We start from the raw sequence: 14597 nt of genomic DNA, 5'->3' as shown, positions 1-14597 counted from the left end.
GGTGCCTACCGGGCTCCGCCGACCGAAGCGGCGTCGCCCCGCCACAGCGACATGCGGGCGCCGCCCTCGTCGCCGGGCGCGTGGTCCAGCTCGTCCATATCATAGAGGGCGAGCACGCCGAGATAGTCCTCCATGATCTCCGAGGTGAAGGGCAGCATCAGCGCGCCGCAGCGGCTGTCGCGGTACATGCGCTCCAGGGGCAGCGACTTCAGCATGGACTGCCCGCCGCAGGTGCGGATCGCCATCGAGGTCATCTCGGCCGCGCCCTCCATGACGTTGTACTGCGCGGCATACATGCGCAGCACCTCGGCCTTGCTCGGGAACCCCTTGGATTCGCCGAAGGCCTGCCACCAGAGCGCGCGGATGTTGGCGAGGCGCGCATACATCTTGCCCACGGCGATGCGCTTGGTGGCGTACATGCGCCGGTCGACCGGCGGCTGGCCGGGGATCCTGCCCTTCAGGTAGTCGACCATGAAATCGTAGGCGCCCTGCGCCACGCCCATATAGGTCGGCGACAGCGTGATCATCATGTGCGGCCAGTTGGGCAGCGTCTTGTTGAAGATGCCGCGCGGCATCAGGAGGTCGTCGGCGGTGACGAAGACGTCCTTCAGGATCAGGTCGCGGCTGTTGGTGCCGCGCATGCCGAGCGGGTCCCAGTCGCCCTTGACGGTGAGGCCGGGCGTGTCCTTGTGGACAACGAACAGCATCGTGTCCTCATGGCGCGGTTCCTGGCCCTCGAACACCTCGGTGCAGACGATGGTGTAGTAGTCGCAATAGCCGGCCAGCGAAGCGAACTTCTTGAAGCCGTTGATCTTCCAGCCGCCGTCGACCTTGCGGCACTGGGTCTGGTTCGGCTTCGACGTCCAGTTCTGGCCACCCTCGGAGATCGGCTGCGAGAAGATCGCCTTCTCGGCGATGGCGCGGCGGAACTGGCGCTCGCGCAGCGGCGCGAAGGTCGCCTTCTCCTGAGGCGTCAGGTTCGGCATGTCGAACATGAAGCGCGACCACGCCATGGAGGAATTGTGCATGTTGAAGGTGAGCGCGGTGGCACCGCAATACTTGCCGATCTCGGCGCCGACCATGGCGTATTCGAACATCGAAAAGCCCCAGCCGCCGAATTCCTCGGGAATGCACAGGCCGAGGAAGCCTTCGGCGGCGAGGTCCCTGTAGTTCTCGACCGGGAACGACGCCTCGTCGTCCACCGCCCTGGCGCGGGCAGCGAACTTGTCGCGGCCCATCTCGTTGACCAGCCGAAGCTTGGCCTGCACCTCTGGGCGGATGCGGTCGAGATCGTAGTAGTCGGCAATATCGCTCATGCTTTTGTCTCCGAAGCCGTCAGAAGCATTTCCGGGAAAAGCGGACACCGGCTTTCCGTCCGGAAATGCGAAAAGTACCCGGTTAAACCGCCAGTTCCCCTTGCAGGACGCCGTCCTTGACGACGACGGTCCCGTCCAGCGCGATGGTGCAGTTGCGCATCGGCAGGTCGAAATGGCCGAGCGTGTAGCGCCCGGCATACTGGTTGGCGCCGGTCGACCACAGGAAGGAGCCGGCCAGCGCGCGGAACTCGACCGCCTGCATGTCGCGCTTGTCGTACATGGCCGCCGACACCCAGCGGGCGCTCGGGTGCATGCCCCAGCCGACATGGCTCATGCCGTAGGCGTTGCGGTCGTCCCAGGCCTCCATGTATTCGCGGAAATGGATGGCATCGACGCCGTCGCCCTTGATGGCGGTGACGAAATCGTTCTCCACGGTAAAGTCGATGCGGCTGGTCAGCGTCGTCTTGAACGTCAGGTTCATGTCGCCGACGTCCATGACGATGCGGCCGTTGACGCAATTGTTGCCGGGAAAGGCCAGGCACAGGCCGCCCGGCCAGTGCGCCACCGCGCCGGGCGTCGTGCCGAAGCCGGGCGTGCCGCCGCAAGGGGCGTTGCGCAGGTCGATGACGAGGTCGGTGCCGGCGGCGGAGGTGACGCGCATCTCGCTGGCCGCGCGCAGCATCTCGACGCCGCGCGCCACTTTCGGGCCGAGTTCGGCGAACGGCTCGGTGCGTTCCAGAATCTCGGGATGCTCGTTGCAGACGACCAGCAGGCGGGTGTTGCCGGCCTCCTCGATCTGAGGCCATTCCGGCGCGTGGATCAGCCCTTCGACGGTGCAGTCGACGATGATCTCGACCAGCTTCAGCGCCTCGATGACGGCGCGGTTCTGCTGGATCGCCCAGGAGGTGCCGGTGGACTTGACCGGCACCGGCGCGGTCTGGCGCGGCGTCGGCATCTGGATCATGCAGTATTCGGCGCCGAGGTCGTGCAAGGCGAGGTCGGAGAGGTGCACCAGCACCGGGCGCGACTGGGTCTCCGACAGGATGGCGACCTTCGTGCCCCTGCCGATACCGTTCAGCCTGAAGACGCGGCGGAACGAATCCAGCCAGCGTCCTTCGACGCGCTCCTGCAGCATTGCCGTCCTCCCGTGACAGTTTGCGCCTCCGCAAATTGCTTAACTGGCAAGTTAAGTTTTTTGCGGAGCCTGTCAACAGGATTTTCGAAAATCAGGAGCCTTTCGATATCTCGTCCGAGTCGCGACCGTCCCACTCGCTCCATTTCGGGCGCACGAGACTGAACGTGTCGCGGCTGCGCACGTAGTCGCTGCCGTAGGAGCGGGCGACAAGATCGAGGCGGGGCGTGTCGACATGAGCGCGTTCGGCGTCGAGCACGCAGTCGTCGGCGACATGGATGGCCAGCACCCGGCCGATCACCACCACCTGCGAGGGACCGGTGACGACCGACGACAGCGACACGCATTCGAAGGAGACCGGGCTTTCAGCGATACGCGGCGGCCGCACGCGATCCGAGGCGACGGTCGAGAGGCCGGCCAGCTCCAGCTCATCGATGCCGCGCGGCGCGTCGATGGAGGTGACGTTCATCGCCTTCACCAGCCGCTCGGGCACTAGGTTGACGACGAACTCGCCGGTGTCGAGGATGTTGCGGGACGTGTCCTTAAAACCTTTTTCGGGATCGGCCATGATGCCGATGGCGACCGTCGGCGGCGACGGCCCCATGACGTTGAAGAAGCTGTAGGGCGCGGTGTTGACGCGGCCTTCGGCGTCCTTGGTCACCACCCAGGCGATGGGGCGCGGCATGACCGTCGCCACCAGCAGCTTGTAGGTGTTCTGGGTGCCTATTTCGTCTGGATCGAAGCGCATCGGCCCTCGCGGATCGCCTGTCGTGAATACGGCTTATGCCGGGGTCGCGTCGACCACCGGATGCCGCAACGTGCCGATGCCTTCCACGCAGGCCACCACCACATCGCCCGGCCAGAGAAATTCCTGCGGCGAACGGCCCGCGCCGACGCCTTCCGGCGTGCCGGAGGCGATGACGTCGCCCGGCTCCAGCGTCATGCCGGTGGAGATGTCGGCGATCAGGTCGTCGACCTTGAACAGCATGTGGCGCGTGTTGGAGCGCTGCTTCTCGACGCCGTTCACCGTCAGCCACAGGTCGAGCACCTGCGGGTCGGGGATCTCGTCGGCGGTGACGATGCAGGGGCCGAAGGGCGCGTAGGTGTCCTGCCCCTTGGAGAAGATCCACTGCCCTGCCCGGCGGTTGTCGCGAGCCGACACGTCGATCATCACCGAATAGCCGAACACATGCTTCAGCGCGTCCGCCTTGGAGACGTGCTTGGCGGCGCTGCCGATGATGACGGCCAGCTCGACTTCCCAGTCGAGCTGCTGGGTCATCTTCCTGTTGTGCTCGATGCCCTCGCCGGGGCCGATCACCGCCGTCGGCGGCTTGGTGAAGACGATCGGCTGCTTCGGCAGGTCCTTGGCGGTGTCGAGCGAGCGGGCGCTTTCGGCGACGTGCTCGACGAAGTTGAGGCCGATGCCGTAGATGTTCTTGCGCGGGCGCGGGATCGGCGCCATCAGCCGGACGTTGCTCAGCGCCGTCGCCGTGCCCGGCGCGAAGCGCCCCTCGGCGCCGTCCAGGCTTGCCTGCAAGGCTTCCAACCCCGGCCGGCCGGCATCGATCAGGCCGAGCATGGTATCGGGCAGGTCCTCGCCGAACGTCTTTCCCAGCGCCTCGACGTCGACCACGAGATCGTCGACGACGACGCCCAGCCGGGCCGCCGCCTCGACCGAGGCGCGATAGGTTACAAGCTTCATGATGTCTTCCTTTTGAGAAAAGGCGGGCTTTAAAGAAGCGGCTGGTTGCCGCCGTTGTCGCCGAACGCCTGCTCGCGATAGAGGCCGAGCGCGCGCATCACCGGCAGGTCGGACAGGCAGAACAGGCAGGCGTCGTCGCGGTCCGAGCCGTTGACATGCTCGTGCCAGGCCCAGGACGGCACGCAGAAGATGTCGTGCTCGGCCCAGTCGTAGCGCTTGCCGTTGATGATGGAATGGCCGCTGCCCTTGGCGACGTGGTAGAGGCCGCTGCCGGTGTGGCGGTGCGCCTTGGTGGCCTCGCCGGGGCGCAGCATCTGCATGGAGGCGCCGAGCGTCTGCATCACCGGGCCGTTGGTGGCCGGGTTGACGTATTCCATCAAGACGCCGTCGAAGGGCGAGCCGTCGGTGCAGCCGGCGTATTTCTGCAGCGAATCATAGGTCGGCAGCCATTCGTACTTGAACATCGGGCTGTAGCCCTTGTTCCAGCCGTCACCGACCATCGGCTTCAGGCCGGGGTTACCCCAGGTCCTGGTCATGTCGTCGACCTCGTAGCCGACGGCCTGGCTGAGGTCCGGATGCACCTCGTAGAAATTCGCCTCCATGGCGTTGACGAAGGGAATGTCGAGCCCGTCCTGCCAGATGCAGGGCGAACCGCTCGCCTCGACGCCATGCTCGTGCCAGGTGCCGTTCGGCGTCAGCACGAAGTCGTTGGCGCCGAGCGTCATCTTGTGGCCGTCGACCACCGTATAGGCGCCAGCACCCTCCATGATGAAGCGGATGGCGGAGGCCGAATGCCGGTGCGCGCTCGCCACCTCACCCGGATTCATGACCTGGAGGCCGCCATAGATCCAGCCGACGGCGGCCGCGACGTCCGTGCGGCCCGGATTGTTGAGATAGATCACCCGGCGGCCGGCCTTTTCCGGCGTCACCAGCTCGACCGAACGCAGGACGTGCTGGCGCAAGTCCTTATAGCGCCACACCACCGGCTCCGACTGCGACTTCGGCTCCCACGGCTCGATCTTGTTGGCAACCGTCCACAGCGCGCCGGCCTTGTAGCGTTCGAGATCCTCGTAATAGGCCAGGAGTTCCGGCGTATCCTCGACATTGGCGCGTCCGGCGACGTCCTCGCGATGGTTTTCCCGCTGCTTATCGGCCATCTCGCTTTCCTTCCGCTTTTGAGCTTCACAGAGAATGGGTCATAGGTCTTTCGAAAGCAAGAAGGATTTTCGAAAGTTTTTGGAATTGCCGAAGCGACATTCCATGCGATAATCCTCCCGATCCGGGAGCAGCAGCATGACCCTCGCCGAAAAAGCCTACGACGCGCTCCGCCACGACATCATTCGCGGCGCGTTCGCGCCCGAGAGCCCGTTGCGCCTCGCCGACCTCAGCGAGCGCTACGGCATGGGCTTTTCGCCGCTGCGCGAGGCGCTGAACCGGTTGCAGGCCGAACGGCTGGTGACGGCCGAATCGCTGCGCGGCTTCCGCGTCGCGCCGCTGTCGCTCGACGAGTTGCACGACGCGATCGCGCTGCGCATCCAGATCGAATCGGAGGCGCTGCGCAGCGCCATCCGGCTCGGTGACGACGCCTGGGCGGCCGGCATCGTCTCGGCCCTCTACGCGCTCACCCTGCAGGCCGGCCGCACCGGCGCGCAAGCCGACATCTGGGCGCTGGAAGCGCGCCACCACGCCTTCCACCGCGCCCTGCTGGTCGCCTGCAATTCGCCCTGGACGCTGGAATTCTTCGAGCGGCTCTACGCCGCCACCGAGCGCTACCGCATCCCGGTCCTCCTGGCCGCGACGCGCCCGGCCGGCCGCGACGTACAGGCCGAGCACAAGGCGCTGGCGGAGGCGACGCTGGACCGCGACGCCGGCAAGGCGGTCGTGGTGCTGCGCGAACACTACCTGCGGACGGCCGAGGACATCGAAAGGGCGATCCCGGCACAGGACGGCGACGCCCTGCCGGCCAAGGCCGCCGTCTGACGGCAGTCGCGCCAGGCGTGCCGAGCACCAGCAGCACCAGCCCTGGAAGATTGACAGGCCTGATCGCCAAAACTATGCAAAATCATATTTTTTTAAGAGACATTCCAGAATGACGGACGATGACGCGCGCGTTCGAGAGGGCGGAACGGCTGCCATGAACAAGCCCGTGCCGGGCGTCGTCGACGGCAGGCCCACGCCGCTCCGCCGCGCCGACCTGCCGGCCGGCCTGTGGTCGACCGAGATGCACATCCGCTTCGGCCATTGCGACCCGGCCGGCATCGTCTACACGCCGAAATTCTTCGACATCTTCAACGTCGTCATCGAGAAATGGTACGAGGGCGCGCTCGGCCTCGACTACTACGAATTCATCGGCAAGCGGCGCATCGGCCTCGGCTACGTGAACGCCCATGCGGATTTCTTCTCGCCCTGCACGATGGGCGACACGCTCGACGTCGCCGTCATCGTCGAGCGGATCGGCAATTCCTCCTTCGCCCTCAGGCTGCATGCCTTCCGCGACGGCACGGAGGCGCTGCGCGGCCATTTCACCGTGGTCACCACCGACCTGACCATCCACAAGTCCATGCCGGTGCCGCCGGACCTGCGCGCCGCCCTGGCCGGCTACGCGAAGGCGTAAAGACAGCCTGCCGTCGTCAGACCTGACGCTTCTTCAGGTGCCTGAGGTCGTGGAAAGCGCCCGCTTCCATCGTGCCGGCGACCAGCGTCTTCAGCGCGGCGCGCTGGATCTTTTCCGTCGCCGTCAGCGGCAGCGCATCGACGAAGGCGACCCAGCCCGGCACCTTGTAGTAGGCCATGCGCTCCAGCGCCCAGCGGACGATCTCCTCGGCCGCAGCGGCTCCCGACCCCGCCTCGCGCGGCACGATCAGGGCGGCGACCTCGTCGCCGCGGACGGCGTCGGGCGTGGCGGCGACGCCGGCCTGCCGCACCAGCGGGTGCCGGTTGAGCACCGTTTCCACCTCGACGGCGGCGATGTTCTCGCCGGAGCGTCGGATGACGTTCTTCTTGCGGTCGACGAAGTGAAGATCGCCGTCGGCGTCGCGCGCGACGATGTCGCCGGTGTGGAACCAGCCATCCGCCCAGGCCTCGGCGGTCCCCTGCGGGTCCTTGAGGTACTCGCGGAAGAAGCCGAAGCGCGGCCGGTCGCCGGCATGGCGCACCAGCAGTTCGCCCGGCATGTCGGCGGCGGCGTCCTGCCCCTCGGCGTCGACCACACGGATCTCGACCTCGGGGCCGGGGCGGCCGAAGCAGCTCGTGCCGATCTTGCGCGGCTCGCTGCCGGCGCAGATGACCCCGCCGCTGCCGGTCTCGGTCATCGCCCAGGCTTCCAGCAGCGGCACGCCGAAGCGCTCCTCGAACGGCGCATGCAGCGCCTTGTCGACGCCGGCGCCGAAACCGAAGCGGGCGCCGTGCTCACGGTCGCGCCCGCTCTCGGGCGCGCCCATCAGCATCGAGGGCATGACGCCGAGATAATGGAAGCAGGTGGCGCGGCTCGTCCGCACCTGCTCCCACCAGCTTGCCGGGTGGAAGCGGTCGAGCATGATGAGACAGCCGCCGACCGTCATCATCGCCATGACCGAAACGGCCATGGCGTTCATGTGGAAGACCGGCAGCGGGGTGAGCATGCGCTCGCAACCCCGGCGCAGCGAAATCAGCCCGCCGGCGTCGCGATACCAGTTGCCGGAATGGAGATAGTATTCGTTGGTCAGCACGCAGCCCTTGGGACGGCCGGTGGTGCCCGACGTGTAAAGCAGCGCGCATTCCGTCGCCGTATCGCCGGCGATCGCATGGCGCGGACCGTCGAACGGCGCGGGTACCGGCCCATCCGGCGCGAACACGGGAATGGCGCGCCCGGCCTCCCGCGCCGCGCTTTCGAGTTCATCCACCCGCGCCGCAAGTGCTACGGCGGCGTTCATCTCGGAATGGGCGATGATGTAGGTGAGTTCGCTGGCGCGCAGATCCGGGTTGATGGGCACGACGGAGACGCCGAGCCCATTCAGCGCGAACCAGATTTCGAGGAAAGAAGGCCGGTTCTGCAACAGGAGGCCGACCCGATGGCCATGGCCGTAGCCGGCGGCGCGGAATTTTTCGCGCCAGCCCTCGATGCGCCCGAGCATCTGCGCATAACTCACCGTTTCGGCGGCGATGCCGTAGATGCGGGCGGTTTCCTCCAGAACCTCGAGGAACGGCGCCTCGCCGTGCGCCTGCGCCGTGGCGCGAAAACGGGAATAGACCGTTTCGGCAGGCATCAGGCCCGGCTCCCTTGCGGATGATCGTAACCGGCACGAGCCGGGGAAGCGGCTTGCCTGCTTCCGGGAAATATCGCTGCCTGCATCGCGTCCCCTCTCCCGGTCGGCGCCGGTCGCGCCACCGATCCTGCGGCCACCATAGTGCTTTATGCTTGAAGCATCTAGGAATAAGTAAGAGGATATGCCGACATGGTCTCATGCGCCTGACCGGCATGGCCGAATCCGCGGCCTGCCGGCGCCCTATGTCACGACGGGATCGGGGGGAGGAAATGCGAATCTTCTGGCAAAGCTTCGTCGACGCCAGGATCGGCGCCTCCTATCTGGAGCGGCTCGAAGCCCGCCTTAACGCCATCGCAGCGCCCGGAACCGAGGTGACGGTGCACGGCATGTCGCCGCCTGACCGCAGCTTCGGCCGGCTGGCCGAGTTCCGCTGCGCCATCCAGGCCGTCGAGGCCGGCATCGGTGCGGAGGAAGCGGGGTTCGACGCCTATGTGATGGGCCATTTCCAGGACCCCGGCCTGTACGAATTGCGCTCGGCGCTGCGCATTCCCGTCGTCGGCGCCGGCGAGGCGACGCTGCTCGCCGCCTCGCAGCTCGGGCGCCGCATCGGGCTGGTCACGCTGGACCCGGTGTTCGAGGTCTGGCACCTGGAGCAGGCCGAGCGCTACGGGCTGGCAAGCCGTGTCTGCCACGTCACCGGCATGGGCTGCCGGCCGGAGGATTTCGACCGCTGTTTTTCCGGCGACGATACGGCGAAGGCGCGGCTGCTCAGCGATTTCACCGCCTGCGCGCTGCCGATGGTGGAAAAGGGCGCCGACGTGATCGTTCCCGCCGGCGTGCTGCCCGGCCTGCTGATCGGCGGCGAGCGCGGCTTTACCGTCAAGCACGCGCCGGTCGTCGACTGCGCGGCGGTCGCACTGAAGTCGGCGGAGATGTGGGTGCAGTTGCGGGCCTTGAGCGGCATCGAGCCGAGCCGCGGACCGTCCTTCGCGCTGGCCGGCGAGCAGGCGAGGCAGGATTTCCTGCAACTCGCCCGCAACGGCACGTCTTCCCCTCGATGACCGAACAAGGAGCCACGCGATGAAACCGGAAAAGATCGTCTACCGGACGGAGGCCACGGCGACGGGCGGACGCGACGGACGCGCCGCCACGAAGGACGGACGCCTCGCCGTGTCGCTCTCGATACCGAAGGAGTTCGGCGGCCCCGGCGGCGACGGCACCAACCCCGAGCAGCTTTTCGCCGCCGGCTGGTCGGCCTGCTTCCTCAGCGCCGTCAAGCTGGCGGGGCGGCTGAACAAGGTGGCCGTGCCCGACGACGCCACGGTGACCGCGAAGATCGGCGTCGGCCCGGTCGGCGTCGGCTACATGTTCGCCGCCGAACTGGTGGTGGCGCTGCCGGGCATCGACCGCGCCACCGCCGAAAAGCTCGTCGCCGGCGCGCATGAGCGCTGCCCCTTCTCAAGGGCGACGCAAGGCAATATCGATGTCGTGCTGACCGTTGCCGAAGCGTGATCGATGGCGAAACCGGCCTCCCGCAGGACACCCTATGACGGCGTGGTCATCACCACGCCGGTCACCATCCCCTATCAGCGCTATTCGATCGAGAGCGCGCAGTGGTGGATCGGCCGGGCGCTGCGGGCTCTCGCCGACGCCTCCGGCATCGCGGCGCGCGACTTCGACGGCTTCTGCCTGTCCTCCTTCACCGTCGGCCCCGACACGGCGATCGGCCTGACGCAGCATTTCGGCTTGAGCGTGCGCTGGCTGGACACCATCCCGCTCGGCGGCGCCAGCGCCATCGCCGCGCTCAGGCGGGCGGCGCGTGCCGTGCAGGCGGGCGACTGCGACGTCGTCGCCTGCGTGGCCGGCGACACCAACCATGTCGATTCCTTCCGCCGCACACTGGAGAATTTTTCCCGCTTCGCGCAGGACGCGGTCTACCCCTATGGCGCGGGCGGCGCCAATGCCAGCTTCGCGATGATCGCGCGCCATTACATGAAGCGCTTCGGCGTCGGCCGCGAGGACCTTGGCCGCATCGCCGTCGCCCAGCGCGCCAACGCGCTCAACAACCCGCACGCGCTGATGAAGACGCCGTTGACGGTGGAGCAGTACATGGCGGCGCGGCCGATCGCCGACCCGATCCACCTCTACGACTGCGTGATGCCCTGCGCCGGGGCCGAGGCCTTTCTCGTCATGCGCGAGGAGACGGCGGCCGCCGCCGGCCTGAAAGGCGCGAAGATCCTCGCCTCCATCGAGCGCCACAACGCCCGGATCGACGACGTGGTGCAGAACCACGGCGGCTGGGTGGCCGACATCGACGACCTCTACGCCATGGCGGGCCTGCGGCCGGACGCCCTCGACTTCGTGCAGACCTACGACGACTATCCGGTGATCGTGATGATGCAGCTCGAGGATCTGGGTTTCTGCGCCAAGGGAGAAGGTGCCGCCTTCGTGCGCGCGCACGACCTCACCATCGGCGGCGACTTTCCCCATAACACCTCGGGCGGCCAGTTGTCCGTCGGCCAGGCGGGTGCGGCCGGCGCCTATCTCGGCGTCACCGAGGCGATCCGGCAGGTGCTGGGCAGCGCCGGGCCGACACAGGTCGCCGGCGCGCGCACCGGGCTCGCCTCCGGCTTCGGCATGATCAACTACGACCGCGGCCTGTCGTCGGGCGCCGTGATCGTTTCGGGAGACGGATGATGGTCGAGCCGCTGCAGCAACCGGAGCGCAGGAACCCGCTCAGGCGCACCCGCCAGCCGTCGCTGCCGCCTGTGGGGCGCAGCCGCGCCGGCATGCTTCTGACGCGCGCCGCCGCCGAGGGGCGGTTCGCGCTGCAACGCTGCGACGAATGCGGCGCCTTCTGCTATCCCGCGCACGACGTCTGCCCCGGCTGCCTGTCCACCGATCTGAAGCTGACCGACGCGCCGGACGGCGGCACGCTTGTCTCCGAAACCGTGGTTCGCGTGCCCGCCGACGTCTATTTTCGCGAACGCGCGCCGTGGCGCATCGGCATGGTCAAGCTCGACTGCGGCCCGACCGTAATCGCGCATCTTCATGCCGACTGCGGCGAGGCGGAGCCTGTGCGCATGTCCCTCCAGCTCGACAAGGCCGGGCAAGCCGCCGCTTTCGCCCGGCCCGCCGGCGACACCGCCAACGCCGCCGACGACCGGCAATGGCGCGAGATGACGGCGTCGCCGAAATTCCGCCGCGTGCTGGTGACGAACGGCCGCTCGGCCGTCGGCCAGGCGACGGCGGCGGCACTCGTCGCGGCCGGCGCCAAGGTCCATGTCGGGATCGCCGAACCGTGGAAACCCTTCGAGGCCGGCAAGGCGCTGGAAGCCTGCACGGTGGTGCCGCTCGACGTGACCGACGAGCGCTCCGTTCGCGACCTCGCCGCCGACATCGGCGGCAAGGTGGATATCCTTATCAATACCGGCGAGCATACCCGCCCCGGCGGCCTGATCGGTCGGCATGGCACCGCCACCATCATGGACGAGCTTTCGCAGACCTATCTCGGCTTCGTGCATCTGGCGCAGGCGTTCGGGCCGGCGATGCGCGCACGGGGCGCCGACGGCATCGACAGTGCGGCCGCCTGGGTCAACGTCTTTTCGGTCTACGCGCTGGCGAACTGGGCCGCCTACGGCACCACCAGCGCGGCGGAAGCGGCCTGCGTGTCGCTGTCGCACTGCCTGCGCGGCGAATTGAGGGCCGGCGGCGTGCGCGTCGTCAACCTGTTCACCGGCCCGCTCGACACCGAATGGTTCCAGACCGTGCCGCCGCCCAAGGTGGCGCCGAAGGCGGTGGCCAAGGCGATCGTGTCGGCGCTGGAGAGCGGCGTCGAGGAGGTTTTCGTCGGCGACGTCGCCGAGGACGTCCGCCAACGGCTGGAAGCCAACCCGAAAGCGCTGGAACGCGATCTCGGCGCCTGAAAACGAAACGAGGACGAGAAGGCATGGCCGCACCCGACCCGCTGGATTTCGCCGCCGCCATCGCGACGGGCGCGCTGCGCGTCGTCGACCTGACGGCGACGCTGACGCCGGACTTCCCCGTCATCGTGCTGCCGCCGGAATTCGGCCAGGCGGCACCCGTGCGCATCCGCGAGATTTCGCGCTACGACGGCAGGGGGCCCGGCTGGTACTGGAACAACATCACGCTGGGCGAGCACACCGGCACGCATTTCGACGCGCCGATCCACTGGTACACCGGCAAGGACCTGCCCAACAACGCGGTGGACACGCTGCCGGCCGAGCACATGATCGCGCCGGCCTGCGTCATCGACTGTTCCGGCGAGGCGGCCGCCGACGCCGACTTCCTGCTGACGCGCGCCCGTGTCGAGGCATGGGAAGAGGAGCACGGCCGCATTCCCCGAGGCCACTGGGTGCTGCTGCGCACCGACTGGTCGAAGCGCTCGCCGCGCGACTACGCCAACCTGAAGGAGGACGGCGCGCATACGCCCGGCCCAGACGCGGAGGTGATGAAATGGCTGGTCGAGGAGCGCGGAATCCTCGGTTTCGGCACCGAAACGATCGGCACGGATGCCGGCCAGGCGAGCCATTTCGAACCGCCGCATCCGGCGCACCATTTCCTGCACGGCGCCGGCCGCTACGGGCTGCAATGCCTGTGCAACCTCGACCGGCTGCCTCCCACGGGCGCGATCCTGATCACGGCGCCGCTGAAAATCCTCAACGGCTCGGGAAGTCCGCTGCGCGTGCTGGCGGTGACGCGCCCCTGACGATCGGTTCGCCTCAGGCGATCGCCATGCGGTGCGACACGTTCTTGACGACCGTATAGGGCAGCAGGCCCTCGATGCCGCCTTCGCGGCCGTAGCCGCTGTCCTTGACGCCGCCGAACGGCACCTCGGCCACCGAAGCCTCCAGCGTGTTGATCGAGACGTTGCCCGCCTCGATGCCGTCCGCCAGCCGGTCGGCGTTGCTGGCCGAATGGGTGAAGGCGTAGGCGGCGAGCCCGAAGGGCAGCGCGTTGGCCTTCTCGATCGCCTCGTCGAGCGACGAAACCGGATTGATGACGGCGAGCGGGCCGAACGGCTCCTCGCGCATGACGCGCGCGTCGTCCGGCAGGTCGGCGAGCACTGTTACGGGGAAGAAGTAGCCGCGATTGCCGAGCCGCTCGCCGCCCGCCAGCACGCGTGCCCCCTTGGCCCTGGCGTCGGCCACAAGCATCTCCATCGCCTCGATGCGGCGATGGTTCGCCAGCGGCCCCATCTCGACGCCGGCATCGAAGCCGTTGCCGATGGAAACGGCGCGCGCCTTCTCGGCGAAGGTGTCGGCAAAGGTCTTGTAGATCCGCTCCTGCACGAAGAAGCGCGTCGGCGAAGTGCAGACCTGGCCGGCGTTGCGCGCCTTGCGGACGGCCGAGGTGACGGCGGCTTCGACCGGGTCGACGTCGTCGCAGACGATCACCGGCGCATGGCCGCCGAGTTCCATCAGCACCGGCGTCATGTGGCGGGCCGCCAGTTCCGACAGGTGCTTGCCGACCGCCGTCGAGCCGGTGAAGGCGACCAGCCGCACCTGCGGCTGCGGGATGAGATAGGAGGAGATGTCGGCCGGCACGCCGAAGACGAGGTTGAAGACGCCGGCGGGCAGGCCCGCGTCGTGGAAGGCGCGCGCGATGTGATAGGCGCCGGCCGGGGTTTCCTCGGCCGCCTTGATGATGATGGAACAGCCACTGGCCAGCGCGCCGGCGATCTTGCGCGCCGGCTGGCTCATCGGGAAGTTCCACGGCGAGAAGGCGGCGACCGTGCCGATCGGCTGGTGGTGGACGATGTAGCGGATGCCGGGCTCGCTGGGGACGACGCGGCCATAGGTGCGCTGGCCTTCGGCGGCGTCCCATTCGAAGAACTCGCAGCCGCGGATGACCTCCAGCCGCGCCTGCGGGAAGGGCTTGCCGTGTTCCAGCGTGATCGAGCGGGCGATCTCGTCGATGCGCTCGCGCATCAGCGCGGCGGCCTTCAGGATGATGGCGGCGCGCTTGGCCGGCGCCGTCCGGCTCCAGATCCGGAACCCCTTGTCGGCGGCGGCGAGCGCATCGTCGAGATCGGCGCGGGAGGCGACCGGCACCGCGCCGACGACGGTTTCGTCGGCCGGGTTCAGCACCGGCAGCGTCTCGGCGCTCTTGCGCCAGGCGCCGTCGATATAGAGCATGAGGTCGGGATACGAGGTCGCCATTCTAGTCTCCATGATGCGCGA

General features: G+C 67.8%; 14 protein-coding genes. 7 read left to right on the top strand and 7 right to left on the bottom strand.

The genetic code is table 11. The features are described from left to right. Positions 1-5: 5 nt before the first annotated feature. From E6C48_RS05445 to E6C48_RS05425, 5 genes are all read right to left on the bottom strand, one after another. Positions 6-1316, bottom strand: a complete 1311-nt coding sequence (locus tag E6C48_RS05445; RefSeq protein WP_136354817.1) for an acyl-CoA dehydrogenase family protein — start codon at positions 1314-1316, stop codon at positions 6-8. Positions 1317-1398: 82 nt separating this feature from the next. Beyond that, positions 1399-2451: a peptidase M29 gene (locus E6C48_RS05440; RefSeq protein WP_136354815.1), complete on the bottom strand. Its 1053-nt coding sequence runs from the start codon at positions 2449-2451 to the stop codon at positions 1399-1401. 91 nt (positions 2452-2542) lie between these two features. After that, on the bottom strand, positions 2543-3196 hold the full coding sequence (locus E6C48_RS05435) for a flavin reductase family protein (RefSeq protein WP_136354813.1): 654 nt from the start codon (positions 3194-3196) through the stop codon (positions 2543-2545). Positions 3197-3229: 33 nt separating this feature from the next. Next, the gene (locus E6C48_RS05430; RefSeq protein WP_136354811.1) at positions 3230-4150 is read right to left on the bottom strand and encodes a fumarylacetoacetate hydrolase family protein; all 921 of its coding nucleotides are present in this window, start codon (positions 4148-4150) and stop codon (positions 3230-3232) included. A gap of 29 nt (positions 4151-4179) precedes the next feature. Continuing rightward, on the bottom strand, positions 4180-5307 hold the full coding sequence (locus tag E6C48_RS05425; protein WP_136354809.1) for a cupin domain-containing protein: 1128 nt from the start codon (positions 5305-5307) through the stop codon (positions 4180-4182). Positions 5308-5443: 136 nt separating this feature from the next. Here E6C48_RS05425 and E6C48_RS05420 point away from each other — a divergent pair, with 136 nt between their 5' ends. Together E6C48_RS05420 and E6C48_RS05415 are read left to right on the top strand one after the other, a co-directional pair. Then, positions 5444-6130, top strand: coding sequence for a GntR family transcriptional regulator (locus tag E6C48_RS05420; RefSeq protein WP_136354807.1), 687 nt, complete (start codon positions 5444-5446; stop codon positions 6128-6130). A 154-nt stretch (positions 6131-6284) separates the two neighbouring features. Next, positions 6285-6764 (top strand): acyl-CoA thioesterase, encoded by a 480-nt coding sequence (locus E6C48_RS05415; protein WP_136354805.1) that lies wholly within the window; start codon positions 6285-6287, stop codon positions 6762-6764. Positions 6765-6780: 16 nt separating this feature from the next. Here the strand turns inward: E6C48_RS05415 and E6C48_RS05410 are convergent, their stop codons facing one another. Further along, entirely contained in the window at positions 6781-8394 is a 1614-nt protein-coding gene (locus E6C48_RS05410) for an AMP-binding protein (protein WP_136354803.1), read from the bottom strand. 269 nt (positions 8395-8663) lie between these two features. Between E6C48_RS05410 and E6C48_RS05405 the strand changes: the two genes are divergently transcribed. From E6C48_RS05405 to E6C48_RS05385, 5 genes are read left to right on the top strand one after another with little or no spacing between them, the layout of a single operon-like run. After that, complete coding sequence (locus tag E6C48_RS05405) at positions 8664-9455, top strand: aspartate/glutamate racemase family protein (RefSeq protein WP_136354801.1); 792 nt, start codon at positions 8664-8666, stop codon at positions 9453-9455. A gap of 19 nt (positions 9456-9474) precedes the next feature. Next, the gene (locus tag E6C48_RS05400) at positions 9475-9906 is read left to right on the top strand and encodes an organic hydroperoxide resistance protein (RefSeq protein WP_136354799.1); all 432 of its coding nucleotides are present in this window, start codon (positions 9475-9477) and stop codon (positions 9904-9906) included. 3 nt (positions 9907-9909) lie between these two features. Beyond that, positions 9910-11091, top strand: a complete 1182-nt coding sequence (locus E6C48_RS05395) for a thiolase family protein (protein ID WP_136354797.1) — start codon at positions 9910-9912, stop codon at positions 11089-11091. Further along, on the top strand, positions 11091-12320 hold the full coding sequence (locus E6C48_RS05390) for an SDR family NAD(P)-dependent oxidoreductase (RefSeq protein WP_136354795.1): 1230 nt from the start codon (positions 11091-11093) through the stop codon (positions 12318-12320). The genes E6C48_RS05395 and E6C48_RS05390 overlap by 1 nt, the downstream gene beginning before the upstream one ends. A 23-nt stretch (positions 12321-12343) precedes the next feature. Then, positions 12344-13123: a cyclase family protein gene (locus tag E6C48_RS05385; protein WP_136354793.1), complete on the top strand. Its 780-nt coding sequence runs from the start codon at positions 12344-12346 to the stop codon at positions 13121-13123. Positions 13124-13136: 13 nt separating this feature from the next. On the opposite strand, the gene E6C48_RS05380 is transcribed toward E6C48_RS05385, so the two are convergent. Beyond that, a complete protein-coding gene (locus E6C48_RS05380) occupies positions 13137-14576 on the bottom strand; it encodes an NAD-dependent succinate-semialdehyde dehydrogenase (protein WP_136354790.1) in 1440 nt (479 codons plus the stop codon). Between the last annotated feature and the right edge of the window lie 21 nt (positions 14577-14597).

Source organism: Ollibium composti, assembly GCF_004801285.1.
GTDB classification, from domain to species: Bacteria; Pseudomonadota; Alphaproteobacteria; order Rhizobiales; family Rhizobiaceae; genus Mesorhizobium; species Mesorhizobium composti.
This window is presented reverse-complemented; position numbering and strand designations above follow the sequence as displayed.

Bases quoted from the DNA above. Each gene is read 5' to 3' on its own strand.
- E6C48_RS05390 (WP_136354795.1), top strand. From the start codon at position 11,091: ATGGTCGAGCCGCTGCAGCAACCGGAGCGCAGGAACCCGCTCAGGCGC.
- E6C48_RS05400 (WP_136354799.1), top strand. From the start codon at position 9,475: ATGAAACCGGAAAAGATCGTCTACCGGACGGAGGCCACGGCGACGGGC.
- E6C48_RS05410 (WP_136354803.1), bottom strand. From the start codon at position 8,394: ATGCCTGCCGAAACGGTCTATTCCCGTTTTCGCGCCACGGCGCAGGCG.
- E6C48_RS05380 (WP_136354790.1), bottom strand. From the start codon at position 14,576: ATGGCGACCTCGTATCCCGACCTCATGCTCTATATCGACGGCGCCTGG.
- E6C48_RS05430 (WP_136354811.1), bottom strand. From the start codon at position 4,150: ATGAAGCTTGTAACCTATCGCGCCTCGGTCGAGGCGGCGGCCCGGCTG.
- E6C48_RS05425 (WP_136354809.1), bottom strand. From the start codon at position 5,307: ATGGCCGATAAGCAGCGGGAAAACCATCGCGAGGACGTCGCCGGACGC.
- E6C48_RS05405 (WP_136354801.1), top strand. From the start codon at position 8,664: ATGCGAATCTTCTGGCAAAGCTTCGTCGACGCCAGGATCGGCGCCTCC.
- E6C48_RS05445 (WP_136354817.1), bottom strand. From the start codon at position 1,316: ATGAGCGATATTGCCGACTACTACGATCTCGACCGCATCCGCCCAGAG.
- E6C48_RS05395 (WP_136354797.1), top strand. From the start codon at position 9,910: ATGGCGAAACCGGCCTCCCGCAGGACACCCTATGACGGCGTGGTCATC.
- E6C48_RS05385 (WP_136354793.1), top strand. From the start codon at position 12,344: ATGGCCGCACCCGACCCGCTGGATTTCGCCGCCGCCATCGCGACGGGC.
- E6C48_RS05440 (WP_136354815.1), bottom strand. From the start codon at position 2,451: ATGCTGCAGGAGCGCGTCGAAGGACGCTGGCTGGATTCGTTCCGCCGC.
- E6C48_RS05415 (WP_136354805.1), top strand. From the start codon at position 6,285: ATGAACAAGCCCGTGCCGGGCGTCGTCGACGGCAGGCCCACGCCGCTC.
- E6C48_RS05435 (WP_136354813.1), bottom strand. From the start codon at position 3,196: ATGCGCTTCGATCCAGACGAAATAGGCACCCAGAACACCTACAAGCTG.
- E6C48_RS05420 (WP_136354807.1), top strand. From the start codon at position 5,444: ATGACCCTCGCCGAAAAAGCCTACGACGCGCTCCGCCACGACATCATT.